This window comes from Jatrophihabitans fulvus (genome assembly GCF_054781375.1).
Genome location: NZ_BAAGUN010000002.1, coordinates 595,622 through 620,703, shown reverse-complemented (window position 1 = coordinate 620,703; position 25,082 = coordinate 595,622). Strand labels below are relative to the sequence as shown.

The following is a 25,082-nucleotide window of genomic DNA, read 5'->3' as shown; positions in this document are numbered from 1 at the left end:
CGTCAGCGCCAGGCGTCGAGCTCGGCCCGCCGCGGCGGGTTCGCACCCGCCCGCGAGCAGGTGACGGCGGCGACGAGCGCGGCATGCTCGAGCACGCCGCCGAGCTCGTCCTCCCCCGCAGCCGCGAGCGCGGCCGGCTCCAGCAGGCCGGTGCCGGCGAGCGCGTCGAGCAACCCGCTCATGAAGGCGTCGCCGGCGCCGACCGTGTCGACGACCTCGACCGCGCGGGTCGGCCGGTGCACGGTGTGCCGGGCGGTCTGTGCGACGGCCCCGTCGCCGCCGCGGGTGAGCACGACCAGGGTGGGTCCGAGCTCGAGCCAGCCGCGGGCGATCGCGACCGGGTCGGCGCCCGGGTGCAGCCAGGCGATGTCCTCCTCGCTGGTCTTCACCACGTGGGCGAGGGCGATGCCCGCCTCGACCTTCGTGCGGGCCGCGTCCCGGTCGGACTGCAGCTGCGGACGGACGTTCGGGTCGTAGCTGACGAGCATGTGGTCGCGCAGTGCCCCGACGCGCGCGAGGACGGCGGCGTCGCCGGGCGCGGTCCACGCGGCGAGGGAGCCGAAGTGCAGCGCGGCCAGGTCGGTCGGCAGCGTCGCCAACTCGGTGTGCGTCCAGAGGAAGTTCGCCGTGCCCTCGACGCCGAAGCGGTACTCGGCGATGCCGTCCGACAGCTCGACGAGGGCGACGGTCGTCGTCTCGTGCGCGTCGACGGCGAGCGACAGGTCGACGTCCGAGCGTTCGGCGTGCCGACGCAGGATCGTGCCCAGCGGGTCGTGCGCGAGGCGACCGACGAACGCCGCGCGGCGACCGAGCCGGGCCAGACCGAGCGCGACGTTGTACGGCGCCCCGCCCGGACGGGCCTGGCGCGGGTCGTCGTCGCCCGTCTCGACCACGTCGATGAGCGCCTCACCCAGGGACGCGATCACGCCTTCGGACTGTGCTGCCACGTCGCGACCCTAACGACACGGCGGCGCCCCTCGACAGCTGCGGACGGCACGGCTGTCGCCGCTACCCTGACCGCCGTGACCGGAGCCGACACGTCCCCGTCCGCCGCCGACGAGCTGAACGCCGCGCTCGGCACGCTGATCCCGGTGGTGAAGGGCATCGGACTCGAGTTCGTCGACTGCCGTCCCGGGCACGTCGGCGCGAGGGTGCCGTTCGAGGGCAACGGCAACCACTTCGGCGCCGTCTACGCCGGAGTGATCTTCACGGTCGCCGAGGTGCTCGGCGGTGCCATCCACTACTCGACCTTCGACCCGGCCACGCACTTCCCGATCGTGCGCCGCCTCGAGGTCGATTTCCTCAGCCCCGGCACCGGGCCGCTGACAGCCGTCGCGGAACTCAGCGACGACGAGATTGCGCGCATCCGCGCAGAATCAGCGGGCGGCAACAAGAGCCGCTACGAGCTGACCGCGCAGGTGCTCGGCGAGGACGGCACCGTCGTGGCCACCACGCGCGGCGACTACCGGTTGCACCCCTTCGCTCAGTGAGTGACCGGCCGACCCGGTGACGGCGTGACGGTGGGCGTCCCCGTCGCGACGACGTCGATCGGCGGCGCCGGCGGTCGCGGCGTCGAGCGCTCGGGCGTGGGACGCGGCCTCGGCCTCGCCGCCGGCCCGGGCGTCGGGCGGTGGCCGGTGACGGCCGAGGTCACGGCGGCGCCCATCCCCGTCGGGACGGGTCGCATCGCCGCGCCTGTCGAGGCTCGCGCGGCCCGGGCGCCGTGCAGGAAGTCGAACTCCGCCGGCGAGTGGTAGCCGACGTCGCCCACCGCGCTGAACGACACCTCGACCGGGATCGCCGGCGCGTGCGGGTCGCGCCACGGCACCCGGTCGACGGCGTCGTCGACGTCGATCACGCCGGCCTCGAGCAGGCCGTCCGCGGCGTCGAGGATGCGGTAGCGCTGCTCGTGACGTCCGAGCGGACGCGCGTCGATACTCACCACCCGCAGCTCGCCGGGCGCGAAGCCGCAGCGCTCCTGGACGGCCGCGAGCAGCAGCCGGTCGGCGGACGGGCCCGTGCCGGGCGCCCAGCCGACGGCGGCACCGGCCACGAACTCGGCCGAGCGCACCCGGAACCGGGTGAGATCGTCGACCGCGCGCACGAGCAATCCGTCGAGGGCGCGCCCGTTCGGATGCAGCAGGCGGTGGGCATGGTCCCGGTGGTGCAGCACCTCGCCGGCCGTGGGCGCGACGTCGTGCACGGGCACGTCGAAGCGGGCGGCGACGTCGGCGCGGAACAGCCACGTCGACGTGGGTCCGTCGCCGGCGCGATGCCGCAGCGCCGACAGCAGCGAGGTGCGACGGGGTGCGATCGCCGAGGCCACCACGAGGGCGAGCGTGGCCGCCGCCATGACCGCCACGGGCCCGTCGAGGGCGTCGGCGGACGGGGGTGCCCACCGTCCGAACACGACGACGGTCGCGAACAGCAGGAAGGCGGTCGCCTCGGGCCGGCTGCCGCGAGCCAGGGCCGACGTGGGCAGCGCCAGCACGACGGCCGCGACGGCCAGCGCGACGGTCGTGACCACACCACCACGGCCGAGCACGAGAGCGACCGGCACGGCGCCGCCCGCGACCACGAGCGTTCGCGCGAGCACGCGCGGCAGGTCGCCCGGCACCACGTCCCGCTCGTCGCGCTGCCACGCGCGCGGTCGCAGCCGCAGCGCGCCCGACCAGGGGGCGTCCGTCAGCGCGGTCGCGACCGCGAACGGGAAGTGCCGCCCGGCGCGGACGGCCGCTGTGGTCCACCAGGTGCCGACGAGCGCCACCGTCACCGCGGCGGCGAGACGGGCGGGGTCGTCCGCCCCGATCGCGAAGGCGACCAGCAGCGGCAGGGTCAGCTCCGGGCACAGGGCGTGCAGCGGGGTGCGGTCGCGCAGGCCGAGCACCGCGAGGGCGGCGAGCAGCAGCACCACCCCGGCGCGGGGCAGCGTCGCGCGGTCGGCGTGCGGCACACCCAGCAGCCCGGCCGTGAGGGCCAGGACCGCGGCGTACAGCGCGACGTCGGCGACCGTGCGGCGAGTGCCGCCGGTGAGGGGCAGCCGTGGGAACGCGGGCAGTCGCATCGTGCCCGGGGTCAGCCAGTAGCTCAGGCCGGCGACGGGAGGCAGGGCCCCGATGCCGTGCGGGGCCAGGCCCCGTCCGAGCCCGAGCAGCTGCCACAGCAGCGTCCACACCGCGAGCTTCTGCAGCGTGACCGGCTCGTCCCACCAGGTGCCGAGGCGGGCTGCTGCGTCGAGTCCGCCGCCGAGCGAGACGACGACCAGCCCGCCGGCCGCGAACGCGGTCAGCCGGCCCAGCTGCGAGCGGACGGTGCCCGGCGGCCGCACCGCGCCCTCCCGCAGCCGCCGCTCGACGCTCGCGGCGAGGCGTGCGTGATGTCCGAGCGCGGACCAGTCGTCGCACGGTGGGGTCGTGTCGGGCCGGCTGACGGTGTGGTCGGTGGGCGACACGACGTCCATCTCGAGCCTCTCCTGTCGCGCGGCCCCCGTCTGCCACACAGGAGCTTAACGCGCTGACGCCCCCGAGCGCACCCCTTCGAACGGCGCCGTGCGGTCAGTCGGCGCGACGGTACGGGCCGAGCGGCACCGACCGTCCGCCGGCGCGGGCGAGCGAGCTGGGCAGGTCGTGGCCCAGGGCGCGCTCGGTGACCTTCGCGGCGGCGACGACGGCGTCGAGGTCGAGGCCGGTCGCCACGCCGGACGCCTCGGCCCAGTAGACGAGCTCCTCGGTGGCGATGTTGCCGCTGGCGCCGGGCGCGAACGGGCACCCGCCGAGGCCGCCGACGCTCGCGTCCAGCTGCCGCACGCCCGCGGCGAGCACGACGGCGAGCGCGTTGGCCTGCCCGGTGCCGCGGGTGTCGTGGAAGTGTGCGCCCACGTCGAGTCCCGGGGCGGCGGCGCGCACCTGCTCGACGAGCTCGACCGCGCGGCGGGGGGTGACGGTGCCGATGGTGTCGCCGAGGCAGAGCTGGTCGGCGCCCCCGGCGACGGCGGCGCGGACGACGTCGAGGGTGCGGGCGGGGTCGGTGGGGCCGTCGAACGGACAGTCCCAGGCGGTCGCGACGATGACCTCGAGCGAACCGCCCGCGTCGTGCGCGAGCGAGGCGATCTCGGCGACGGCGGCCGCGGCGTCGGCGGTGGGACGTCCGGCGTTGGCGAGGCTGTGCGAGTCGGCGGCCGACACGACGTACTCGAGGTCGGCGATGCCGGCGTCGATCGCCCGGACGGCGCCGCGGGTGTTCGCCACCAGCGCGGAGAAGTGGACGTCCGGCCACTGGTCCAGGTGCTTCGCGAGCTCGTCGGCGTCGGCGAGCGCGGGTACCGCCTTCGGCGACACGAAGCTGGTGACCTCGACGCGCCGCACGCCGGTCGCGACGATCGCCTCGAGCATGCGCAGCTTGTCGTCGAGCGGCAGGGGCTGCTCGAGCTGCAGGCCGTCACGCATGCCGACCTCGCGGACGTCGATGCTGTCGGGCAGCGCGAGCGGGCTCATCCGCCCATTCTGCGCGCTCAGTCGCCGGCGACGAAGTGGGTCTGCACCTGGGCGGCGGTCAGGGCGTACCCGTAGACCGCGGCGTACGCGAGGCTGCCGCGGAAGTACCCGGAGCCACCGCCGGGCCAGTTGGCGAGCGAGTCGTAGCCGACCCGCCAGTACCCGGAGAAGCTCTGGACGCCGGTGTTCGGGCTGGACGCGACCTGCTTGCCGTCGAGGTAGAGGAACATGCCCGCTCCCGACACCGTCCCCACGGCGTGGTGCCACGCGCCGTCGGTGACCTGGCCGGGGCTGGCGACCGTGACGACCGCGTTGGGGTACACGCCGAACACGAGGTTGCCGCTGGTGTTGACGTACAGGTGCCGGTCGTAGTTGCTCGACGTGCCGGTGCGGGAGCCGCTGAAGCCGATCAGCCGGCCCTGCGCGGACGTCGTCCGGAACCACACCTCGACGCTGAAGGCGGTCGGGCCGGCGGCCGCGGTGGCCGAGGTCGGGTACACGTAGCCGGTGCTGCCGTCGAAGGTGGCGACGGTGCGGTTGTCGCGGGGACACACCGCCGAGCTGCCGGTGTTCGCGACGCCGCGCGTCACGCCGAGCAGCGTGTAGGTGCCGCCGTAGTTGTTGCCGGAGACGTCCGCGGCCGTCAGGGCGAGCGCGCCGTCCGAGAACGGCCAGGCGAACTGCGCCTTCGTGCCCGACTCGCCCTGCGCCGCTGCGGTGCAGGTGAAGTAGGGCGCGGTCGCGGCATTGACGGTGTCGTTGGTGACCCTCGCGATGTACCCGCCGTAGGCCCCCGGCACGAGGACGGCGAGGGCCGCCGCCACCAGTCCGAGGACGAGGACGCGCACCGCTCCGGCGCGGGAGCGGTGCCGGGCGCGGTACCGGCTCATGCCGGCACCGGCTCGCGGCGGGCGCCGGCGGCGTGCGAGGCGCGGTGCGAGGTGCCGCGCTTCGGTGCCGGCGGGGCGAAGCCGATGAGCAGCGTCCAGAGCAGGGGCGACAGCGCGACGCCGATGGCGGCGACCCACTGCAGCGGTGAGAGGTGCAGGGAGGCCTGCAGGTGGTACTGCTTGCCCGGCTCGCCGTCGCGCAGCACGCTCACCCCGGCGGCGCCGGCGTGGTCGAGGTCGACGGGGGCGGCCTTGCCGGTGCCCTCGGACGGTTCGAGGCGGACGGGCAGCAGCCCGGTCGACACGACGTGGATGCGGCTGACGCCGTCGGGGTCGCTGACCGCCGACAGCTGGGCGACGCCGACGAACGGCTTGAGCATCAGCGCGGTGAGCAGGAAGACGACGGCGAGCCCGAACTGGCGGGCGGGTCCGCGCCGCCCGGCCGAGACGAACGAGCGGGTGAGCGCCCAGACGAGCAGGCCGCCGCCGATCAGGTAGGGCAGCGCGCGCACCAGCCAGCCGACCCCGGGCAGGACGACCGCGGCGCGTCCGACCAGGTCCTTCGAGGTGACCGTCCACGGGTCGGTCGCGCCGTTGATGTCGCCGCGGGTCTTCAGGCCTGCGGGCGTGACGGCGACGACGCGGTGCGTGTAGGTCTCGTCCGGCGTGGTCGGCGGATGGAAGGCGATGACGTCGCCCGTGCGGATCTCGTCGAACGCCACGGGACGCGTGGCGACGAACGTGCCGACGGGGGCGTAGCTGCCCATCGACGGGGTGCGGACGACGAAACCCCGACCTCCCAGGGCGTACCAGCCCGCGGCGAGCACGACCAGCACTCCGCTGGCGGCGACCGCGACGAGGATCAGCGGTCGGGGCCGGCGGAGCTGCCGATCGGCCATGGCGGGAGCCTCCGGGAGGTCGGGGTTCGGACGTCAGGGGTGAAGCGGCTCGGTCAGGAGGAGAACTGCCACACGAGCGGCTGGCTGGCCTTCAGGCCCTGGTAGGCGTTGTCGGCGGTCGGGGCCTGCGCGGTGTTCTGCGTCGGCAGGGTGACGGTGAAGACGAACGTCGAGCTCGCACCGGCGGCGACGGGGGCGAGGGTGACCGTCTTGCCCCCGATGCTCGTCAGCGTGCCGCTGGCGCCGGCGACGGCGGTGCCGTCCTGGGTGAGGGCGACGGTCATCTTGCTGCAGAGGTCGGTCGCGTTGCCGTTGGCCGCACCGTTGTTGCTCTGCGTGCAGGTGCCGGGGGCGATGGTGAAGGTGTTGGCGGCGACGGTGCCCGTGTTGGTGATCTTGACGGTGGTCGAGACCGGGGTGCCCGGGATCATCGCGGTGCTGCCGCCGTACTTGTTGATCGTCGAGCAGACGGCGACGTTGTTGCTGACGCCGCCGGTGCCGCCGTTGCTGGTGCAGGTCGTGGTCGCGGTGCCGTTCACGATCTGCTGCTCCTGCATGGACAGCGAGCCGGTGGCGGCGGTGTTGGTGTCGTTCGTGATCTGGGCGACGAAGCCGGCCAGCGCGCCGCTGGTCGACAGGGCGATGGCGGCCGAGGCGGCGACGCCGGTCGCGATGGCCAGCGGGGCGAAACGGACGCGCGAGGCGCCGTGCTTGGCCTTGGACGCGCGGTGGCGGCGGGACGGGTTCTGGGTGTCGGACATGTCGTTCGGCTCCTCGTCGGGCTGCGCGGCACCTCCGCGCGATGGATAAAGCATGTGTGAGGTAGAACGACGTGGTCAAAATTCGGTAACCCGTTTCGGAAAGGTTTTCGGCCCTGGTTTTCCGGGACTTTTTCCGCCGTCACCAAGCTTGCGGACGATCGTTACGTGTGAAACTCGCGTGATGCCTGGCCTGTCGCGATGTTTGGCGGAGGTGAAGCCGCGGCGGCCTCGGTGTCATCGCTCCGAATGCGACACCGGTGTCCGCGATGCGCGCACGACCTGCAGGAGGGTCAGTACAGAAAGCGAAGCCGCTCCGAGCAGCAGAACGGGGTAGCCGACCCACCGGTGCAGCGCGGCGAGGAGGAGCGGCGCCGCAAAACCCACGTAAGTGAGCGCGTAGTACACCGCGGTGAGGGCGGCGAGCTGGTCCGGAGGGGCGATGCGCTGCGTCTCGAGCAGGCCGCCGACGAGGCAGCAGCCGTACCCGCAGCCGAGCAGCAGCGCGGCGGCCAGCACGAGCGGGGCGAGTTCGGCCGCGGCGGCGAGCGCCTCGACCGCGAAACCGAGGGCACAGGCCGCGAGCCCGACCATCGCGGTGGCGGGACCCCCCGCACCGGCCCGTCCGTCGAGGCGTCGGGCCAGCGGTTGCACGGCGACCCCGGTGCCGAGGGTGAGGCCGGCGACGAGTCCCGCGAACGCGATCGGCAGCGACGCGACGTGGTCGGAGACCAGGGCCGGTCCGACCGCGAGCGACACCGACGCCGCGGTGAACACCCACGGCGCGAGCGGCGCCACGACGGCGACGAAGCGGCGCGAGCGGGCGGCCGGCACGGCCATCCGGCGCAGCACGTCCCCGCGCCGTTCGGTGACGGTCTCCGGGGTGCGCCACACCGCGACTCCCGCCGCGACGACGACCACGAGGTGGGCGAGGTACGGCACCACCAGCGGGTTCGGCGCCCATTGCGCGAGCACGCCGGCCACGAGCGGGCCGAGCCCGAAGCCGGCCGACAGCGCGATCGCGGCCCGGCGCGCCCCCGCGTCGGCGACCTCGGAGGTTCCGTACGGCGGCCCGGACAGTTCCTTGACCCACGCGCTCCCGGGCGCGAACACCGCGCCGGACGCGATGCCGGCGAGCAGCCGTCCGGCATAGAGCCACCCGACCCCCGTCGTGCCCGCGACGAGCACGAGCGTGGCGACGAGCGAGAGCACGACCGCGGCCCGGGCCATGGCCCGCCGCCCGACGCGGTCCGAGAGCGGCCCGCCGACCAGCAGGGTGGGGACGAGTCCGAGGGCGTACGCGCCGAACAGGGCGTCCGCGGTCGCGCCGGACAAGCCCTGCTCGTCGCGGTACGCGAGCAGCAGCGCGGCGAACTGGTTGGCGCCCCACCCGACGGCGAACATCGCCACCGCGGCGCGGGCCCAGCTGGTCGGGCGCCCCTGCACGTGGTCAGCCAACCGCACGGTCAGGGGCGGAGGTGTCCGCGGGTCGTCCGGACGTGACGACGCCCCGGCCGCGTGGGCGGCCGGGGCGTCGCAGCTGTCGCCGTGCCCGTCAGCGGCGCGGGTCGACCGGGGGCTGGTACGGCTGGCCCTGGACGGGCTGCTGGACCGGCTGGCCCTGGACCGGCTGGCCCTGGACGGGCTGCTGGACCGGCTGGCCCTGGACCGGCTGGCCCTGGACCGGCTGGCCCTGGACGGGCTGCTGGTAGGGCTGGCCCTGGACCGGCTCGGCCGGGACGTTGCCGTGACGACCCCGCTCGTCCTCGTGCCGGCCGTGGTCGCGGTGCCCGTGATCGTGGGTGCCGGCGTGGCCCTGCTCGGCGGCGGTCACGCGGTCCCGGCCCCGCTCGTGGTCGTCGGGAACCCCGTCGCCGTCCCGGTCCCGGGTCGTCTCACGATCGGCGTGCTGGCGGCGGCGCTCCTCCTCGGCGGCGGCCGCGGCGGTGGCCGCGCGGCGCTCGTCCTCGACGCGCTGCCGCTCGGCGGCGGCCTCGGTCTCGGCGCGCCGCTCGGCGGCCTTGACGTCGCGGACGCTGTGCACGCTGAGCCGACCCAGGGCCGTGCCGGCCACGAACAGGATGGCCCCGCCGATGGCCCAGTACTGCAGCAGCTCGACCGCGGCGCGTCCCTTCTCGCCGAGCGACGGGTCGGGCCCGCCGAGCGAGACGTTCAGCACCGGCGCGATCGACGGCGCGATGACGATCCACGCGCCGGCCGCGGCCGCGATCCACGAGAAGGTCACGGTCATCATGCGGCTGGCGCTCAGCAGCAGGATCAGCCCGGCGAGCGCGGCGACCGCACCCGGCAGCAGCTGGAACAGCCCGCGGCCGCTCGTCCAGTTCCAGGCGTCGTTCGGGGACGGGTTCGTGGCGAGGTTGAGATAGGGCCCGATGAACGGGATCAGCGCTGCCCAGGCGCCCAGGACGAGCAGCAGGATGCCGCTCAGGGCCCCGCGGCTGCGGGCGACCCGGCGCCGTCCGGCGCGCAGGTCGTGTTCGGTGTCGGTGGTCATGACGAGCTCCGATCGCTTGGTTGCCGAAGGCATTCCCGGTCGGACCGGACCGCAACCGACTGGAGGTGCGGATCGCTCAGCGCGCGTACCGGTCGACCCGGACGGCGAAGCCCACGTCGGTCCGCTCGGCCAGTGCGGCGACCCGCGCGGACAGGTCGGCGACGTGTGCGGCGGACGGGCCCATGGCGGCCAGCGCGGCCGCCTCGTCCCGGGTCAGGGAACGCCGGTAGGTGACGATTTCGCGGTCGTGCCGCGTCAGCGGGGCCAGGGCCGCGTCCTGCCGCTCGTCCTTGCGGGGGTCGACGCGCACGAGGCCGAGCGGCGCGACCAGCTCGGCGAGGTGATCGGGCGCCGGCGAGGCGACGACGACGGCCGCGCCGGGCGCGAGCACCCGGGCGAGTTCTGGTCCCCGCCGCGGCCCGAAGACCGACAGCGCCAGCGCGACGACGCCGTCGCGCAGCGGCAGCGGACCCCACGCGTCCGCACCGGCCGCGAACGCCCGCGGGTGGCAGCGAGCCGCACGGCGCAGGGCAGGGACCGACGTGTCGAGCACCAGCCCGGGCACGCCGCCCGTCCGGTCGAGCACGGCGGCGAGGTACTGCCCCGAGCCGCCGGCGAGATCGAGCACCAACCCGTCCGGGACGGCCGCGGCCGCCACGGCCGCCACCACCGGATCGAGCAGACCGGCGGCGTGCACCGCGTCGCGCGCCGCCACCATCTCCGCGGTGTCGCCGGTGCCGGGACCACCGCGTCCGGTCAGCAGGTTCACGTACCCCTGCCGCGCGAGGTCGAACGCGTGCCCGTCGGTGCAGCCGAGACGTCGGGCGTCGACGTGCACCTCGGACCGGCACACGGGACACCGCAGGGCGGGCGCCACCTCGTCCCACGCACCGCCCGTCCCGCCCACGCCCGCCATCCTCCCCTCCCGCTGACTGGCACGTTCTGGGCCTCACTGGTGACATGAACCCGTCCAGTCAGGCCTGAGCCGTGCCAGTCGATCGCGGAAGCCGCCATTCATCGATGCGGCACCATCGACGACGTGCGGACGGAACTCACGGCGGACTGCACGCGCTGCGCCGCACTGTGCTGTGTCGGACTGGCCTTCGCCTCGCCCGCCGAGTTCGCCGTCGCGAAGCCGGCGGGGGTGCCCTGCCCGAACCTGGCCCCGGACGACCGCTGCACCATCCACGACCGGTTGCCCGAGCGCGGCTTTCCCGGCTGCGCCGCGTTCGACTGCCTCGGGGCCGGCCAGCGGGTCACCGCCGCCGCCCCGATGCACTGGCGCGACGACCCCGCCGCGTCGGTGACCTTCGCGGCGTTGCCGGTGGTCGTGCGCCTGCACGAGCTGCTGTTCTTCCTCGCCGACGCCCGCGGCCGCAGCGCGTGCGCCGAACTGCACCCCGACCTGGACGCCGCCGCGCGGCGGGTCGACGACGCCGCCGCCCGCGCCGCCCGCAGCGAGCCCGGCCTGGACGACGAGGCCGTCCGCCGCGAGGTCGCCCCGCTGCTGGAGAAGTCCAGCCGCCTGGTGCGCGCGGACGACGGGGAGTGGTTGCGCCGCGCCGACCTGTCCGGACGCCGGATGCGCGGCGCCGACCTCGCCGACGCCGACCTGCGCGGGGCGTCGCTGCTCGGCACCGACCTGCGCGACGCCGACCTGTCACGCGCCGACCTCATCGGGGTCGACCTGCGCGGCGCCGACCTGCGGGGCGCCCGGCTCACGGACGCGCTGTTCGTGCTCCCCGGCCGGCTCGCCGGGGCCCGCGGTGACGGGCGGACGGCGCTACCGCCGGGTCACGTCCGCCCTCGCCACTGGTGACTCAGACGCGGACGGTCGTGCGGGCCCGGTTCCGGCGGGTGACGTAGGCGCCGAGGGCGATCAGCGCGGCCGCGACGAGCAGCAGCAGCAGCACGTTGAGACCGGTGTTCGCGGTGCCGCCGTCGCCACCGCCGGCGGGACCGCCGTTCGGGCCGGCGTTGTTGCCGTCGTCCGACCCTGCACCGAGACGCAGCCGCTGCGTCGGGTCGGCGGGACAACTCGCGTCGTTCGGCAGCCCGGAGGTCGCGTGCAGGTCGTAGGTGCCGATGGCCTCGGCGGGCATCACGATCGTGGTGCGGAACGAGCCCTGCCCGTCCGTGCGAGCCGTTCCGACGCCGTACTCGCGATCGGAGGCCGTGCCGCTGACGGGTTTGAGCACGAGGGTGACGTCGGCGTTCGCGACGAAGTCGACGCCCGAGACGGTGATGCGCTCACCCGGCTGCGGGACGGTCGTGCTGACGGCGATGGTGGCGCACACGTCCACGGGGTAACCGGGCGCGGCGCTCGCCGGCGCGGCCGACACGAGCCCCAGCAGGGTCCCGGCGACCAGCGACAGCACGGCGATCAGGGCGCTGATCGGTTTCGTCAGCGGACGACGCATGGCACCTCACCTCACGGGACGGTCACCTGCCGTCGTACGACCCAACGAGCGATCGTCGGGGAGGTTGCGCTGCCTAGTCGCCGTCGATGCGGGCGGCCTGCCCGGCGACGGTCAGCTCGGCGTCGTCGGCCACGGTCCGCTTCACCACCGCGAGCGCGATCGGCCCGAGTTCCCAGTGGTGGACGGCGGTGCCGAGGAACCCGATCGCCCGTCCGCCCGCCTCGACAGGTGTGCCGGGCGGGGGCAGCTCGTCCGACTCGCCCGCGAGGTGCACGAGCACGAGGCGACGCGGCGGACGGCCCAGGTTGTGCACCCGGGCGACCGTCTCCTGGCCGCGGTAGCAGCCCTTGTTCAGGTGCACGGCGCCGCCGATCCAGCCGACCTCGTGGGGGATGGTGCGGTGGTCGGTCTCCTGACCGGCGCGCGGCGCGCGCGCGGCGACCCGCAGCGCCTCCCAGGCCAGCAGGCCGGCCGGTTCCGCGCCTGCGGCGACGAGTGCCGCGATCACGGCGTCCTTCGACGCCCGCGGGACGACCAGGTCGACGACGCCGGGTGCGCTGCTGTGCGCGGACGGCATGCCGCGCACGAACCCGCCGGCCGGCAGGGCGACCGCGCGACCGGCGGGCGGGGCGTCGGGCAGCCCGGCGGCGGCGAGCACCGCGGCCGCGCGCGGGCCGGCCAGGGTGAGCACGGCCCAGGCGTCGGACACGTCCGCGGGCTCGACCCGCTTCATGAAGATCATCTTCTGCAGGTAGGTGAGCGAGCCGTCGCCCCCGTCGGGTTCGGTGTCGAGCCACACCGTGCCGTCGAGCTCGGTCAGCTGCCAGTGCAGCTCGACGTGCCCGTTCGGCGAGAGGATCAGCGTCTCGGTGCTGTCGCCGTCGGCGAGGTCGCTCACGTGCTGCGAGCAGATGGAGTGCAGCCAGCCCAGCCGGTCGACACCGGGGACGGCGAGCACGGCGCGGTTGCTGCGGTCGACCACCCCCGCGGACGTCTCGAGCACGCGCTGCTCGCGCAGCGGGTCGCCGTAGTGGGCGGGCACGTCGGCGTCGCGGCCGGTGCCGGGCGCGGCGCTCTGCAGGTTGGCGGTCATCGTGGGTGTCAGCGCTCCGGGGCGTCGTGTTGTTCCGTGCACTCGCGGCAGCGTCCGAAGACGGTGAAGTGACCCCGGTCGAGGGTGAAGCCGTGCTCACGTTCGAGCCGCGAGGCGAGGTCGTCGACGAGGGCGGGGTCGGTGTCGGTGACGCGGCCGCAGGTGTGGCACACGACGTGCACGTGCTCGTCCTCGGCCGGACGGTAGGTGGGCGCGCCGTGGCCGAGATGCGCGTGCGTGACGAGCCCGAGCTCCTCGAGCACCTCGAGCGCGCGGTAGACGGTGGCGGGGTCGACGTCCTCGACCGCCTCGGAGATCTCCTCCGGCGTGGCGTGTCCCAGCGACCGCACCGCCGCCAGCACCTGCCGGCGCTGCCCGGTCATGCGCATGCCGCGCGAGCGCAGCCGCGTGGCCAGCTCGCCCGTGGCGGCGTCCGGCGCGCTTCCCGGCGCCGGGTGCGTGTGCGTTCCGTGCGTCCGGGACATGCGTCCATGCTGCCACCGGGGGCGGATGTCCGGCGTCGCTAACCTGGCGCGGTGCGCGACGTCCCCACCCCCGTTCTCGCCGTCCTCGGTCGCGGGGTGGTCGATCCCGACGAGCCGATCGCCCGCGCCGACGACGAGGGACTGGTGCGCGGAGACGGGTGCTTCGAGGGGTGCCGGCTGCGCCGCCGGGGCGACGCGGCGGGCGTCGACAAGCTCGACGCGCACCTGGCCCGCTTCGCCCGCTCGGCCGCCGCGCTCGACATCCCCTTCGACGCGGACGACTGGCGCACCCTCGTCGGCGAGCTCGCCCAGGCCTGGCCGCACGAGGGCGAGGCCGCGCTGAAGCTGGTGCTCACCCGCGGTACCGGGGGCGACCCGACCGGCTTCGGCCGGCTGACCCCGATGACGCCGGCGACGCTCGCGCAGCGGCGCGACGGGGTGCGGGTGGTCACCCTCGACCGCGGCGTCGCGTCCGACGCGTTCGCCGGTCGTCCGTGGTTGCTCGGCGGCGTGAAGACGCTCTCCTACGCGGTCAACATGGCCGCGCAGCGCGAGGCGCAGGTGCGCGGCGCCGACGACGTCGTGTTCGTCAGCTCGGACGGGTTCGTGCTCGAGGCGCCGACGGCGTCGGTCGTGTGGGCGGACGGCCGGACGCTGCACACCACGCCGCCGGGGTCGACGGGCATCCTCGCCGGCACCACCCAGGACCTGCTCTGGCATCGCGCTCCCGCAGCGGGTTGGACGACCCAACTCACTCTGGGAACGGTGGCCGACCTGCACGCCGCGGACGCCGTGTGGTTGGTCAGCAGCGTGCGGGGGCCGGTCGACGTGGTGGCGATCGACGGACGTCCGCTCGTGCGCAACCCCGGTCTCGACGCCGAGGTGCGGCGTCTCTGCGACTTCCCGTCCGCCTGACGCGCGTCGCGAAAAACGACGTGGCGCGCAGCCGCCTCACGGTCGTACCGTGGTCGTACACGAGAGAGGGGGTGGTCCAACGTTGAATACGTACCGGACACGTGAGGTGGCTTTCCGCTGACCGCCTGATCCATCGGACGAGCGCGGGACTGGTTCCTGCTGCCGCGACTGATCGCGGCGGTGAGCAATACCAGGATCGCCACCCGAATCCCGAGCCGCCGGCCCGTCCAGCCGGCCCTGACACCAGGTCAGGAAGCGGCTCGGGATTCGTTATGCCGTCAGATGAGGCGGACAGCGCGGTAGAACGGCGCCGAGTACCAGGTCACCATTCCTTGTTCCTGCAGGAAGCTCATGATCTTCTCGCCCATCCAGCGCCGCGACTCGGCGTAGTACGGGTTGGTGCGGGCGGCCTTGACGGCTTCCTTCTTGTCGAGGCCGACGGCCGCGTACACGTCCGGGTTGATGACCGACGACGTGACGAACGCGGCGACCAGACCCGACACCAGATTGCTGACGACCTTGCCGATCGGCCCGAGGGTCGCCATCTGCCGGGCGACCTCCTCGCGGGCGAAGCGCACGTGCCGCGCCTCTTCCACCACGTGGATGCGGTTGACCATGCGCACCAGCGGGTGGATCTCGTCGTCGTTCATCGTTTCGCGCTGCAGCCGGTCGAGGATCTCCTCGGCGACCAGCACCGGCGCGAAGATCGTCGGGCCCTTGGCGAGCGCCTTGTAGACCCGGGCCAGGTGGTGCACGAACGGCGCCGGCTTGTACGTGGGCGTCCCCATGGTGGTCAGCGACTTGGCGAACATCATCACGTGCCGCGTCTCGTCGCCGATCTCGGTGAGCGCGTACTGCGTGCGGGGGTCCTGCGGGTCCTGGTGGTAGGCCCACCGCGACAGCATCTGGATCAGGATGATCTCGAACCACAGCCCGGTGGAGGCGACGCTCGCGAGCTCCTGGCGCGACAGCTCGCGCTTCTGCTCGTCGGTCATGCGCTCCCAGAGCTCGGTGCCGTACAGAGACACCCGCTCGTACGGCATGAACTTCTTGTCGGCGTTGGGCCCCTCGACGGGGGCGTCCCAGTCGACGTCCAGTTCGGGGTCGTAGCTGTTCTTGGAGCTCGAGCGCAGCAGTCGTGTCGCGGTCTTGCGGACGCTGTCGACCGGGCTCAGGGCGGCCTGGAGGGGGGCGGACGGAAGCGGACTGGCCATGACGGTCTCCGATCTTCGTGACGCCGGGTTCGGGGCTCGCCGACGTTTACTGTTACAGGTTGTACTACTAACAATGTGCCTTTGACAACCTGTCACGTCTACTTACCCGCGGGTAGCCGCCGCCGAACTAAACTCGGGCCCATGACGGGTTCCGCGCACGCGCTGGCCGACGACGACGCCGCCCGCGACGGACGGTCGACCCGCTGGGATCCGCACCGCCGGGAGCGGCGACAGACGATCATCGACGCGGCGGTCGCCGCGATCGAGCAGCACGGACCCGACGTCCTGACCGGACAGATCGCCGAATTGGCCGGCGTGCCGCGCACCCACGTGTACCGGCACTTCGACGGCAAGCACGCCCTCGATCTCGCGGTGTCGGCGGCCATCGGCAACGACCTCGGCAGCCGCATCCGCAGCGGCCTCTCGCGGCGAGGGTCGGCACGCGAACTGATCCGCGGCGCCGTGGGTGAGCACCTCGGCTGGGTCGAGGAGCATCCGAACCTCTACCGCTTCGTGGCGCAGCACGCGTACGCCGTCCGCTCGAAGACCGAGGACGGCGAGGACGCCGCGGCCGACGCCAAGGCCGCCTTCGCCGCCGAGCTCACGACCCTCGTCGAGCGGTACCTGCGGCTGCTGGGTGTCGACGCCGCCCCGACCGAGCGCACCATCGTGGGCGTGGTCGGGCTCGTCGACGCCACCGCCGCCTGGTGGCTCGAGAACGGCGGCCCGGCCCGCGACGAGCTGACCGACGAGCTCACCGAGCGCACCTGGCTGCTCATCGACCAGGCGGCGCGCCGGCTCGGCCTCGAACTCGACCCCGACCAGGCGCTGCCGGAACTGACCTAGACGCGGGTCAGCACGCCGTTGAGGTGCGGGGCGAACGGCTGCCCGCCCGGCGCCAGCTCGGTCGCGTACATCAGCTGCTCGCCGACGACCGCGTACAGGCGCTTCTCGCCGTCGACGTCCTTGGCGCTGGCCGCGTGCTCGGCCGACGCGGTGACGAGGTCCCACCGCTGGTCGCCCGCGGTGCCGGTGAACACCAGCGCCTGGCCGGTGTTGGACGCGACCACCAGCTCGACGTCGTCCTGCCCCGGGCCCGGACGCCAGAACCCGCTCTCGCGCCAGGCCTGCCTGATCACCGCGCCGTCGGCGTCGACGAGCCACGACCGTGATTCGTAGGCGAGGAACGGCCGTCCGTCGTGGGAGATCGTCACCTGCTGCCCGTAGCGGAACTGCTCGGCGGACGAGGCGACGACCCCCTCGCCGGCGCCCCGCCACACGCCCACCAGCGGCAGCAGCGCGAGCAGCGCGTCGTGGATCGGCGTGCCCTCGCGCAGGTCGGTGGTGTCGGGAGCGGGCCCGCTCACCGGGACCCGAACTGCCGGCGGACGACGAGCGCGCACACCCCGGCGATGGCCACGAAGCTCAGCACCAGCAGGGCGAGGAAGACGGTCTCCACGCCGCCCGACGCTACCGCCGCGGCAGGATGGCGCCATGCCGACGCCCCGCCCGCTCGTCATCAAGTGCACGTCCGGACAGGAGGCCCCCGAGCGCTGCGCCCAGGCCTTCACCGTCGCCGCCACCGCCCTGGCTGCCGGCGCGTCCGTCTCCCTCTGGCTCACCGGCGACGCCGTCTGGTTCGCCGTCCCCGGTCGCGCCGAGGCCTTCGAGCTGCCGCACTCGGCCCCGCTCGCCGACCTGCGCGACGCCGTGCTCGCCGGCGGCACCCTCACCGTCTGCACCCAGTGCGCCGCCCGCCGCGACCTCACCGCGGCAGACCTGCTCCCGGGCGCCGAGATCAGGGGCAGCGCCAGCTTCGCCGACGAGATCCTGCAACCCGAGGTCCAGGCCCTCGTCTACTGACCCTCCGGCCCGTCCGACTTTGCACCCGCCGAAGTCGCCATCGGCGTGTGTCGGCCCGCGTTGACGACCTCGGCAGATGCAAACCCCGGCCCGTGCCCGACTGTGCACCCGCCGAAGTCGCCAACGGTGCGTGTCCGCGCGTGTTCACGACCTCGGCAGGTGCAAACCCGTGGGGGTCGTCACCCAGCGCGAGCTGTGAGCGGAGGAGTGAGGGGCCGTCCGTGAGCGTGGATGGGACTGGCCCCCGAGGGAGCGCAGCGACCGAGGGCGGTTGCGAACGGACGGCCCCTCACTCCGTAGCGGACCTACTGCAGCGAGAGCGACGCCTCGACGAGGCCCGGCTCCAGCGCGTGGACGTCCCGCCGCGCCTTGCCGTCCTTGTGCAGCACGGACAGCGTCCACTGCCCGGGTGCGGCGAAGAACCGGAAGTCACCGGTGGCGGACGTGACCACCTCGGCGGTGAACTCGCCGGTGCCGTCGAGCAGCCGGACGTATGCGCCCGGCACGGCGGCGGCGTCGTCACCGGATCCGGAGGAGACGACGCCGTAGATGACGGTCTCCTTCTCGAGATCGATGCCGGCCGGGAGGGACGGGGTCTGGGCGGGGGCTCCGCACATGATCAGTTGCCCTTCTCGATCGGGACGCCGACGAGCGAGCCGTACTCGGTCCAGGAACCGTCGTAGTTCTTGACGTTCTGGTGGCCGAGCAGCTCGTGCAGCGCGAACCAGGTGTGGGACGAGCGCTCACCGATGCGGCAGTACGCGATGGTGTCGCGGCCGTCGTCGAGGCCCTCCGCCTCGTAGAGCTTGCGCAGCTCGTCGTCGGACTTGAAGGTGCCGTCCTCGTTCGCGGCCTTCGACCACGGCACGCTGATCGCGGTCGGGATGTGGCCGCCGCGCTGCGACTGCTCCTGCGGCAGGTGCGCCGGGGCGAGCAGCTTGCCGCTGAACTCGTCGGGCGAGCGGACGTCGACGAGGTTCTGCTGGCCGATGGCGGCGATGACCTCGTCGCGGAACGCGCGGATGGAGGTGTCCTGCTCCTGCGCGGTGTACGAGGTCTTCTCGCGGGTGACGGCGTCGCGGGACAGCTCGCGTCCGTCGAGCTCCCACTTCTTGCGGCCGCCGTCGAGCAGCTTCACGTCGCCGTGGCCGTAGAGCTTGAAGTACCAGTAGGCGTAGGCGGCGAACCAGTTGTTGTTGCCGCCGTAGAGCACGACGGTGTCGTCGTTGCCGATGCCCTTCTCGCTCAGCAGGGCCTCGAACTGCTCCTTGCTGACGAAGTCGCGGCGCACCTGGTCCTGCAGCTCGGTCTTCCAGTCGAGCTTGACGGCGCCGGGGATGTGGCCGCCGTCGTAGGCGGAGGTGTCCTCGTCGACCTCGACGAACACGACGCCGTCGGTGGTCAGGTTCTGCTCGGCCCAGTCGGCCGGGACGAGCACGTCTTCACGGCTCATGGTTTCTCCTCGAAGTAAGGGGTCGCGGGCAGCACAGGAGGGCCCGCGTGGGGTGGAAAGAGGGAGGGGTCCGTCAGGCCGGACGACACAGGCAGCTGCCCACACGGCACAGGTCGACCGTGCGGCGGGTGGTGAGCAGGAGTCTCACCGGGCTGGCCATGGACGCGAGCCTAATCGCCCGGCCGCGCCGTCCGCCAGCCGGACGGGGACGTCGTTGGTCACCCTGCGGGACTGGCGTCCCATTCCTCGGGACGAACTCCGACGGACGGCCGCAGCGGACGGAACACGACGGCATCGGCCGATCCGATCGCCACGAGCCCGTGCGGCTGGGGGTCGAGCTGCTCGATGCGCAGTCCCCAGGGCAGGGCGGGCAGCGGGATCGGCACCTCGAGGGCGGGCAGCAGCTGGTTGAGCACGAGCGACGGCACCTGGATGCCGGCCACCGACAGCCCGCGCACCCGCAGCCACACGTCGCCCGAGTCGTGGGTGAGCGCGGCCCGTCCGGTGACGCGGGCGAGCTGGCCGATGCCGGGCAGCGGCAGCACCGCGGTGGCGAGCACCCGGTCGCGGGACGGCCGCAGCTCGAGCCCGGGCACCCCAGCGACCCGGGCGAGCTCGCCGTAGGGAAGCGTCACCCGTCCCTCGACCCGCTCGCAGGCGATCTCGGCCACGCGCCTGCGCAGGAGGTGACGCAGCGGCAGGTGGACGCTGCGCAACCGGGCGTCGAGGGCGACGCCGGTGAGGTCGCCGAGCCGCAGCCCGCCACCCTCGACGTGCACGTGGCGGTAGCGCCCCCGCAGCAACTGGGTCGCGAACGGACGGTCGCGCACGGTCACCGTGGCGGGCCGCCCGAACGCGGGGACGAGCGCGAGCCCGGCCCGGCGTTCGGCCTCGGCGGCGACGAGCCGGTCGAGCAGCACCGCGGCCAGCGCGAGGGTCACGAGCAGCACGACGGCGATGGCGACGAGCAGCACCACCTCGCCCGCGCTCACCGGCTCAGGTCCGGATCGCGAGGCACAGCAGGAAGGCGGCCGGCGCGACCACGGCCACCGGCAGCACGGCGGTGACGACCGGACGTCCCCATCGCGCCGGCCACGACCGTCCGGGCGGCGTCGTGTGGTGCACGAACGCGGCGGCGACGGCGACGAGCGCGGCGAGCCCGCCGACAGCGCCGCCGAAGAAGAGCGCGCGTCCGTCGGCGAACGCGCGGACGTCCTTCAGCACCAGGTGCGCGACCGCGGCGCCGACAGCGGCGGACGCCAGCAGCCCGAGCATCCCGCGGGGCACGTCCGGATCGAAGCGGGGCACGGGTGCGACGACGTCGGCGAGGCAGCCGACGAGCACGGCGGCCAGCGCCGCCCCGGCGACGGCGGCGGCGACCTTGCCGCCGGTCTCGTCGCCCAGGCCGCGGCGGGCGATGTCGTTGCCGGCGAACTCGTGACGGATCTGCAGCAGCGCGGCCAGCGACACCTGCCCGAGCACGAGCACCGCCACCGCCGACAGCGACGACACGAGCTGCACCCGCGCCGCGCCACGCATGAGCTGGTGCACGAACATCACCGGCACCGCGAGGCCCACGACGGCCAGCAGCGGCCCGAGCCGGTCGCGGGGCCAGACCGACAGCGCCGCGTCGGCGCCGCCGGCCGCCATCGCGGCGAGCACCAGCGCGCCCTTGCGCCCCGGCATGCTCGTGCCCATCACCCAGCCGACGCCGAACGCGGCCTGCAGGACGGCGATCGCGATCAGCAGGGCGAGCGCCGAGACGCGGGCCGTCGCGACGAGCCCGGCGCCGGCCACGAGGGCCACCAGCGCCGCGGCGAGCAGGGCCACGCCGCCCGAGTGACGGTCGACCGGAAGCTCGTCCGTCGCCGTCGGGGCGCTGCTCGCGGGCGCGTCCCGGCCGGCGTCGGTCATGCCGGTCATGGTCGCAGATCGGTGGGCGCGGGGGTGCCGAGCGAGGTGCGCAGCCAGCTCGCGATGCGGGCGACCAGGTCGGCGGTCGTGGCCGCCTCGGCGTGCGCCATGCCGGCCTCGCGCCACACGGTGGCACCGGGCGCGGCCTGGGCGATCGCGTCGACGTGACGGGCGGGGAAGTAGTGGTCGTCGTCGCCGTGCACCACCAGCAGCGGGCTGGTGATCGACCCGGCGACGTCCGCCGGGGCCTCGGGCGCCTCGGGCCAGCCGCGGGGATCCATGCGGGTGTTGCGCAGCAGACGCAGCACCACCCGTCCGCCGCGGTGCTCGATCAGGCGGTGCACGACGCGCATCGAACGGGTGCCCTTCTCGTACCAGGTGCCGGGCGAGCTCACGCTGACCACGGCGTCGGCGTCGCCGCCGAGGCCGGCGTAGCGCAGCACCGCGGACCCGCCCATCGACCAGCCCAGCACGGCGACCTGCCCGTACCCGGCGCCGCGCAGCCAGGCGACCGCGGCAGCGACGTCCTCGATCTCGTCGCGGCCCGCCGTGCCGTGCCCGTCCGAGCGCCCGTGGCCGCGGAAATCGAGCGCCAGCACCCCGAAGCCGGCCCGGGTGAGCCCGTCCGTGATGCGCAGGACGTCCGCATTGCGTGCCCACCCGGTGAAACCGTGGGCGACGACACATCCGATGCGCCGATCGGCGGACGGGTGGTGGTCGGCGATCAGCCGGGTGCCGTCGGCCGCACGCAGCGCGACGGCGGAGGGGGCGGGCACGCGTCCATCCTCGCCCACGCGCCGCGGACGCCGGCGGCGGGTCCGCAGCTCGTGTTTCGGGCATGTAACGCCCGTATTTCCTGGGCTCCACGGGGTTCGGTGGGCTCGGACGACAGCGCGACGTCTTGTAATCTGACAGCGCTTACGCGGGCAGCGCCGCCCGCTCCGACCAGGCACCGACCCGCCCGAGACCCGGAGGCGCGCGTGGAACTCGTCCTGTTGACCGGAGCCGTCCAGCCCACTGCCGAGGTGCTGCCCGCCCTCGGGCTGCTGCCCCACCAGGTGACCGTGCTGCCGCAGGACGCGTCCGCGCTCGTCGACCGCCACCTCGGCGACGCCGTGCTCGTCGACGCCCGCCGCGACCTCGTCGCCGCGCGCTCGTTCGTCCGCCTGCTGACCGCGATGGGCACCGCGGTCCCGGTCATCGCCGTGCTCACCGAGGGCGGGCTCATCGCGATGTCCGGCGAGTGGGCCGTCGACGACTTCGTGCTCGACACCTCCGGTCCCGCCGAGCTGGACGCGCGCCTGCGCCTGGCCGTCGAGCGGCGTGCCTCGAGCGTCGAGGCCACCGGCGGCCGCCTCGAGATCGGCGAGCTGACCATCGACGAGGCCACCTACACCGCCCGGCTCGCGGGCGTCGCGCTCGATCTCACCTACAAGGAGTTCGAGCTGCTGAAGTTCCTGGCCCAGCACCCCGGACGGGTGTTCACCCGCTCGCACCTGGTGCAGGAGGTGTGGGGCTACGACTACTTCGGTGGCACCCGCACCGTCGACGTCCACGTGCGCCGGCTGCGCGCCAAGCTCGGCGGCGAGCACGAGGCGATGATCGGCACCGTCCGCAACGTCGGCTACAAGTTCGTGCGCCCGACCGAGCCGGGCGCCCGCCGCCCGGTCGACACGTCCGACGACACCGCTGACACCGTCGACGAGTTCGCCGCCGACCGCACGTCCGTCCGCCACTGACGCACTGCCGCTAGCGTCGGGCGGATGCCGATCCGTCTCGCCGACGTCCCGCCGGACCCCGACACCGCGGCCGCCGTCCGCGCGCTCGCTCGCGAGGTCGAGGAGGCGGACGGCGCACCGCCGCTGTCCGACGCCGCGCTCGCGCGGCTGCGGTCCGCCGACGCGCGGCACCTGGTCGCCCGCGACGGCGACACCCTGGCGGGTTACCTGCAGCGCACGGCGGACGAGTTCGAACTCGTCGCCCGCCCCGACGCGGTCGACCCGTTGCTCGACGCCGTGACGGCCGGCGCGGAGGCGCTTCTCGTCTGGTCGCACGGCCACCACAGCAGGCTCGTCGCGCCGTTCGAGGCCCGCGGTTACGAGCGCGCCCGCGAGCTGTTCCAGCTGCGCCGCCCCGCGGACGTGCCACTGCCCGAGGACCCGCCGTTGGCCGAGGGCGTGACCGTGCGGGCGTTCAGCCCCGGGCACGACGAGGACGCCTGGTTGGCGGTCAATCGCGAGGCCTTCGCGCACCACCCCGAGCAGGCGGCCGTCGACCACGCCGCGCTCGCCGCGCTCATGGCCGAGAACTGGTTCGACCCGGACGGATTCCTGCTGGCCGAACGCGACGGCGAGCTGCTCGGCTTCCACTGGACCAAGCGGCATGCCGACGCCGCCGGCGAGGTGTACGTCCTGGGGGTCTCACCGCGGGCGCAGGGCCTGGGCCTGGGCAACGCCCTGCTCGTGCGGGGGTTGCGCCGCTTGCACGACGGCGGTGCGCCCTACGTCCTGCTCTACGTCGACGGCGACAACCCGGGGGCCGTGCGGCTGTACGAACGCCAACAGTTCACCCGCCACGACGTGGACAGCCAGTGGCGAACCGCCCCGAACCCACCCAGCTGACGTGAGTTCGACGTGAGCTAGTTCACCGGCCGGTCATATGGGGGGTCCGGTGGCGTCACCGACCCGGGGCGCTGCATTCACTCCTCGTTCACCCAACGCGCCCCGGCGCGTCGCTCTGCGCTCCTACCGTCCGCTGCGGAAACGACATCTCTCCGTAGTGAAACGAAGGAGTTCGCAACGTGAAGCTGAACCGTGCGGGAATCGCCGCCGGCCTCCTGGCCGCCACCGTGGCCCTGGCCGCGTGCGGGAGTGACTCGTCCGACCCGGACAGCACCAGCCCGAACGCCGGTGGCCCCGCGACCACCAGCTCCGACGGCAGCGGCGGCGGCAAGCCGACCTGCTCCAGCGGCACCCTGAACGCCGAGGGCTCGACCGCGCAGACCAACGCCATCAACCAGTGGATCAAGGACTACCAGGCTGCGTGCTCCGGCGCGACGATCAACTACAACCCGACCGGTTCAGGTGACGGCGTCTCGAAGTTCATCCAGGACCAGGTCGACTTCGCCGGCTCCGACTCGGCGCTCAAGGCCGACGAGGGCGAGGTGTCCGACGCGCAGAAGCGGTGCGGCAGCAAGCCCCTGGACCTGCCGATGGTGGTCGGCCCGATCGCCGCGGCCTACAACCTGAAGTCGGTCAGCGACCCGATCACCCTCACCGGTGAGGTGCTGGCGAAGATCTTCAAGGGCGACATCAAGACCTGGGACGACGCCGCGATCAAGAAGCTCAACAGCGGCGTCAGCCTGCCGTCCACGAAGATCACCGTCTTCTACCGCTCCGACTCCTCGGGCACGACCGAGAACTTCCAGAAGTTCCTCAAGGCCACCGCGCCGTCGGTCTTCACCGGTGACCCGGACAAGGACTCCTCGAAGGCGGGCTGGACCGGTCAGGGCAAGGCCAAGTCGCAGGGCGTCGCCGACGCCGTCAGCCAGACCGACGGCGCCATCGGCTACATGGAGTACTCGTTCGCGGTGAGCTCGCAGCTGAAGTCGGCGCAGATCGACAACGGCGGCGGCGCGGTCGCGCTGACCCCGGCCAACGCGAGCAAGGCGGCCGAGACCGCCGAGGTCACCGGCTCCGGCGACGACCTGAGCCTAAAGATCGACTACGCCAACAAGACCGCGGGCGCGTACCCGCTGATCCTCGTGACGTACGAGATCGTCTGCTCGAAGTACAAGGACGCCGCCAAGGGCACGTTCGTGAAGAACTTCCTCACCTACACCTCCGGCGCCGGCCAGTCCTCGCTGCTGCAGCTCGGCTACGCCCCGCTGCCGGACTCGCTGAAGTCCAAGGTCCAGGCCTCGATCGCGAAGATCAGCTGACCTGACCACGCTCACCGCCCCGCCGGGCTCGTCCACGACGAGCCCGGCGCGGCCGTGCGGAGGCCACCCGACACCGGCGGCCCTCACCACCGGCACCACCTGATGTTCAGCACCGAACCGAGGAGCGAGCCACCGCGATGGCCGACGCAGACACGCGGACGGGAACGGCGCGACGCGCTGCGCCGTCCGCCCACCGCGCCCCCGATCCCACAGACCTCGAACGGGACCTC

General features: G+C 73.8%; 27 protein-coding genes. 8 read left to right on the top strand and 19 right to left on the bottom strand.

Annotated features, from left to right (window positions below; translation table 11 throughout):
• Positions 1-2 precede the first annotated feature (2 nt).
• Complete coding sequence (locus ACYVP9_RS11485) at positions 3-947, bottom strand: carbohydrate kinase family protein (protein WP_460604937.1); 945 nt, start codon at positions 945-947, stop codon at positions 3-5.
• 75 nt (positions 948-1,022) lie between these two features.
• On the opposite strand from ACYVP9_RS11485, the gene ACYVP9_RS11480 reads away from it, so the two are divergent.
• On the top strand, positions 1,023-1,490 hold the full coding sequence (locus tag ACYVP9_RS11480; RefSeq protein WP_460604936.1) for a hotdog family protein: 468 nt from the start codon (positions 1,023-1,025) through the stop codon (positions 1,488-1,490).
• Here ACYVP9_RS11480 and ACYVP9_RS11475 read toward each other — a convergent pair.
• From ACYVP9_RS11475 to ACYVP9_RS11440, 8 genes are all read right to left on the bottom strand, one after another.
• Complete coding sequence (locus ACYVP9_RS11475; protein WP_460604935.1) at positions 1,484-3,451, bottom strand: DUF3556 domain-containing protein; 1,968 nt, start codon at positions 3,449-3,451, stop codon at positions 1,484-1,486. The two genes, ACYVP9_RS11480 and ACYVP9_RS11475, sit on opposite strands and share 7 nt — an antisense overlap.
• A 103-nt stretch (positions 3,452-3,554) precedes the next feature.
• Positions 3,555-4,493 carry a hydroxymethylglutaryl-CoA lyase gene (locus ACYVP9_RS11470; RefSeq protein WP_460604934.1) on the bottom strand — a complete coding sequence of 313 codons (939 nt, stop codon included), beginning with the start codon at positions 4,491-4,493 and terminating at the stop codon, positions 3,555-3,557.
• Between the two features lie 17 nt (positions 4,494-4,510).
• Positions 4,511-5,383: a LamG domain-containing protein gene (locus ACYVP9_RS11465; protein WP_460604933.1), complete on the bottom strand. Its 873-nt coding sequence runs from the start codon at positions 5,381-5,383 to the stop codon at positions 4,511-4,513.
• Positions 5,380-6,282: a S26 family signal peptidase gene (locus tag ACYVP9_RS11460; RefSeq protein WP_460604932.1), complete on the bottom strand. Its 903-nt coding sequence runs from the start codon at positions 6,280-6,282 to the stop codon at positions 5,380-5,382. The genes ACYVP9_RS11465 and ACYVP9_RS11460 overlap by 4 nt, the downstream gene beginning before the upstream one ends.
• Before the next feature lie 53 nt (positions 6,283-6,335).
• The gene (locus tag ACYVP9_RS11455; RefSeq protein WP_460604931.1) at positions 6,336-7,043 is read right to left on the bottom strand and encodes a hypothetical protein; all 708 of its coding nucleotides are present in this window, start codon (positions 7,041-7,043) and stop codon (positions 6,336-6,338) included.
• Positions 7,044-7,277: 234 nt separating this feature from the next.
• Positions 7,278-8,486, bottom strand: coding sequence for an MFS transporter (locus tag ACYVP9_RS11450; RefSeq protein ID WP_460604930.1), 1,209 nt, complete (start codon positions 8,484-8,486; stop codon positions 7,278-7,280).
• A 109-nt stretch (positions 8,487-8,595) separates the two neighbouring features.
• Positions 8,596-9,555, bottom strand: a complete 960-nt coding sequence (locus tag ACYVP9_RS11445; RefSeq protein WP_460604929.1) for a hypothetical protein — start codon at positions 9,553-9,555, stop codon at positions 8,596-8,598.
• Positions 9,556-9,631: 76 nt separating this feature from the next.
• Positions 9,632-10,462 (bottom strand): putative RNA methyltransferase, encoded by an 831-nt coding sequence (locus tag ACYVP9_RS11440; RefSeq protein WP_460604928.1) that lies wholly within the window; start codon positions 10,460-10,462, stop codon positions 9,632-9,634.
• Between the two features lie 132 nt (positions 10,463-10,594).
• On the opposite strand from ACYVP9_RS11440, the gene ACYVP9_RS11435 reads away from it, so the two are divergent.
• Entirely contained in the window at positions 10,595-11,374 is a 780-nt protein-coding gene (locus ACYVP9_RS11435; RefSeq protein WP_460604927.1) for a pentapeptide repeat-containing protein, read from the top strand.
• Between the two features lies 1 nt (position 11,375).
• Here ACYVP9_RS11435 and ACYVP9_RS11430 read toward each other — a convergent pair whose 3' ends face one another.
• The 3 genes from ACYVP9_RS11430 to ACYVP9_RS11420 form a co-directional block, all read right to left on the bottom strand.
• Positions 11,376-11,975: a hypothetical protein gene (locus ACYVP9_RS11430; protein WP_460604926.1), complete on the bottom strand. Its 600-nt coding sequence runs from the start codon at positions 11,973-11,975 to the stop codon at positions 11,376-11,378.
• A 73-nt stretch (positions 11,976-12,048) separates the two neighbouring features.
• Positions 12,049-13,068: a YgfZ/GcvT domain-containing protein gene (gene ygfZ, locus ACYVP9_RS11425; protein WP_460604924.1), complete on the bottom strand. Its 1,020-nt coding sequence runs from the start codon at positions 13,066-13,068 to the stop codon at positions 12,049-12,051.
• Between the two features lie 8 nt (positions 13,069-13,076).
• Entirely contained in the window at positions 13,077-13,457 is a 381-nt protein-coding gene (locus ACYVP9_RS11420) for a Fur family transcriptional regulator (protein WP_460605070.1), read from the bottom strand.
• Between the two features lie 147 nt (positions 13,458-13,604).
• On the opposite strand from ACYVP9_RS11420, the gene ACYVP9_RS11415 reads away from it, so the two are divergent.
• Positions 13,605-14,468, top strand: a complete 864-nt coding sequence (locus ACYVP9_RS11415) for an aminotransferase class IV (protein ID WP_460604923.1) — start codon at positions 13,605-13,607, stop codon at positions 14,466-14,468.
• 278 nt (positions 14,469-14,746) lie between these two features.
• Here the strand turns inward: ACYVP9_RS11415 and ACYVP9_RS11410 are convergent, their stop codons facing one another.
• Positions 14,747-15,682 (bottom strand): AurF N-oxygenase family protein, encoded by a 936-nt coding sequence (locus tag ACYVP9_RS11410; protein WP_460604922.1) that lies wholly within the window; start codon positions 15,680-15,682, stop codon positions 14,747-14,749.
• A gap of 141 nt (positions 15,683-15,823) precedes the next feature.
• Between ACYVP9_RS11410 and ACYVP9_RS11405 the strand changes: the two genes are divergently transcribed.
• On the top strand, positions 15,824-16,528 hold the full coding sequence (locus tag ACYVP9_RS11405) for a TetR/AcrR family transcriptional regulator (RefSeq protein ID WP_460604921.1): 705 nt from the start codon (positions 15,824-15,826) through the stop codon (positions 16,526-16,528).
• On the opposite strand, the gene ACYVP9_RS11400 is transcribed toward ACYVP9_RS11405, so the two are convergent.
• Positions 16,525-17,049 (bottom strand): heme-binding beta-barrel domain-containing protein, encoded by a 525-nt coding sequence (locus ACYVP9_RS11400; RefSeq protein WP_460604920.1) that lies wholly within the window; start codon positions 17,047-17,049, stop codon positions 16,525-16,527. The two genes, ACYVP9_RS11405 and ACYVP9_RS11400, sit on opposite strands and share 4 nt — an antisense overlap.
• Before the next feature lie 127 nt (positions 17,050-17,176).
• Here ACYVP9_RS11400 and ACYVP9_RS11395 point away from each other — a divergent pair, with 127 nt between their 5' ends.
• Positions 17,177-17,545 carry a DsrE family protein gene (locus ACYVP9_RS11395; RefSeq protein WP_460604919.1) on the top strand — a complete coding sequence of 123 codons (369 nt, stop codon included), beginning with the start codon at positions 17,177-17,179 and terminating at the stop codon, positions 17,543-17,545.
• A gap of 305 nt (positions 17,546-17,850) precedes the next feature.
• On the opposite strand, the gene ACYVP9_RS11390 is transcribed toward ACYVP9_RS11395, so the two are convergent.
• From ACYVP9_RS11390 to ACYVP9_RS11370, 5 genes are all read right to left on the bottom strand, one after another.
• Positions 17,851-18,162 carry a DUF1416 domain-containing protein gene (locus ACYVP9_RS11390; RefSeq protein ID WP_460604918.1) on the bottom strand — a complete coding sequence of 104 codons (312 nt, stop codon included), beginning with the start codon at positions 18,160-18,162 and terminating at the stop codon, positions 17,851-17,853.
• Between the two features lie 2 nt (positions 18,163-18,164).
• Positions 18,165-18,998, bottom strand: a complete 834-nt coding sequence (locus tag ACYVP9_RS11385; RefSeq protein WP_460604917.1) for a sulfurtransferase — start codon at positions 18,996-18,998, stop codon at positions 18,165-18,167.
• 218 nt (positions 18,999-19,216) lie between these two features.
• Positions 19,217-19,990 (bottom strand): LmeA family phospholipid-binding protein, encoded by a 774-nt coding sequence (locus tag ACYVP9_RS11380; RefSeq protein ID WP_460604916.1) that lies wholly within the window; start codon positions 19,988-19,990, stop codon positions 19,217-19,219.
• A 4-nt stretch (positions 19,991-19,994) separates the two neighbouring features.
• Positions 19,995-20,912, bottom strand: coding sequence for a hypothetical protein (locus ACYVP9_RS11375; protein WP_460604915.1), 918 nt, complete (start codon positions 20,910-20,912; stop codon positions 19,995-19,997).
• 5 nt (positions 20,913-20,917) lie between these two features.
• Complete coding sequence (locus tag ACYVP9_RS11370) at positions 20,918-21,688, bottom strand: alpha/beta hydrolase family protein (protein WP_460604914.1); 771 nt, start codon at positions 21,686-21,688, stop codon at positions 20,918-20,920.
• Between the two features lie 204 nt (positions 21,689-21,892).
• Here ACYVP9_RS11370 and ACYVP9_RS11365 point away from each other — a divergent pair, with 204 nt between their 5' ends.
• The 3 genes from ACYVP9_RS11365 to pstS all read left to right on the top strand — a co-directional run bounded on the left by ACYVP9_RS11365 (position 21,893) and on the right by pstS (position 24,852).
• Complete coding sequence (locus ACYVP9_RS11365; protein WP_460604913.1) at positions 21,893-22,651, top strand: response regulator transcription factor; 759 nt, start codon at positions 21,893-21,895, stop codon at positions 22,649-22,651.
• A gap of 24 nt (positions 22,652-22,675) precedes the next feature.
• Positions 22,676-23,533, top strand: coding sequence for a GNAT family N-acetyltransferase (gene mshD / locus ACYVP9_RS11360; protein WP_460604912.1), 858 nt, complete (start codon positions 22,676-22,678; stop codon positions 23,531-23,533).
• Positions 23,534-23,712: 179 nt separating this feature from the next.
• Positions 23,713-24,852, top strand: coding sequence for a type 2 periplasmic-binding domain-containing protein (pstS, locus tag ACYVP9_RS11355; protein WP_460604911.1), 1,140 nt, complete (start codon positions 23,713-23,715; stop codon positions 24,850-24,852).
• The last annotated feature ends 230 nt before the right edge of the window (positions 24,853-25,082 follow it).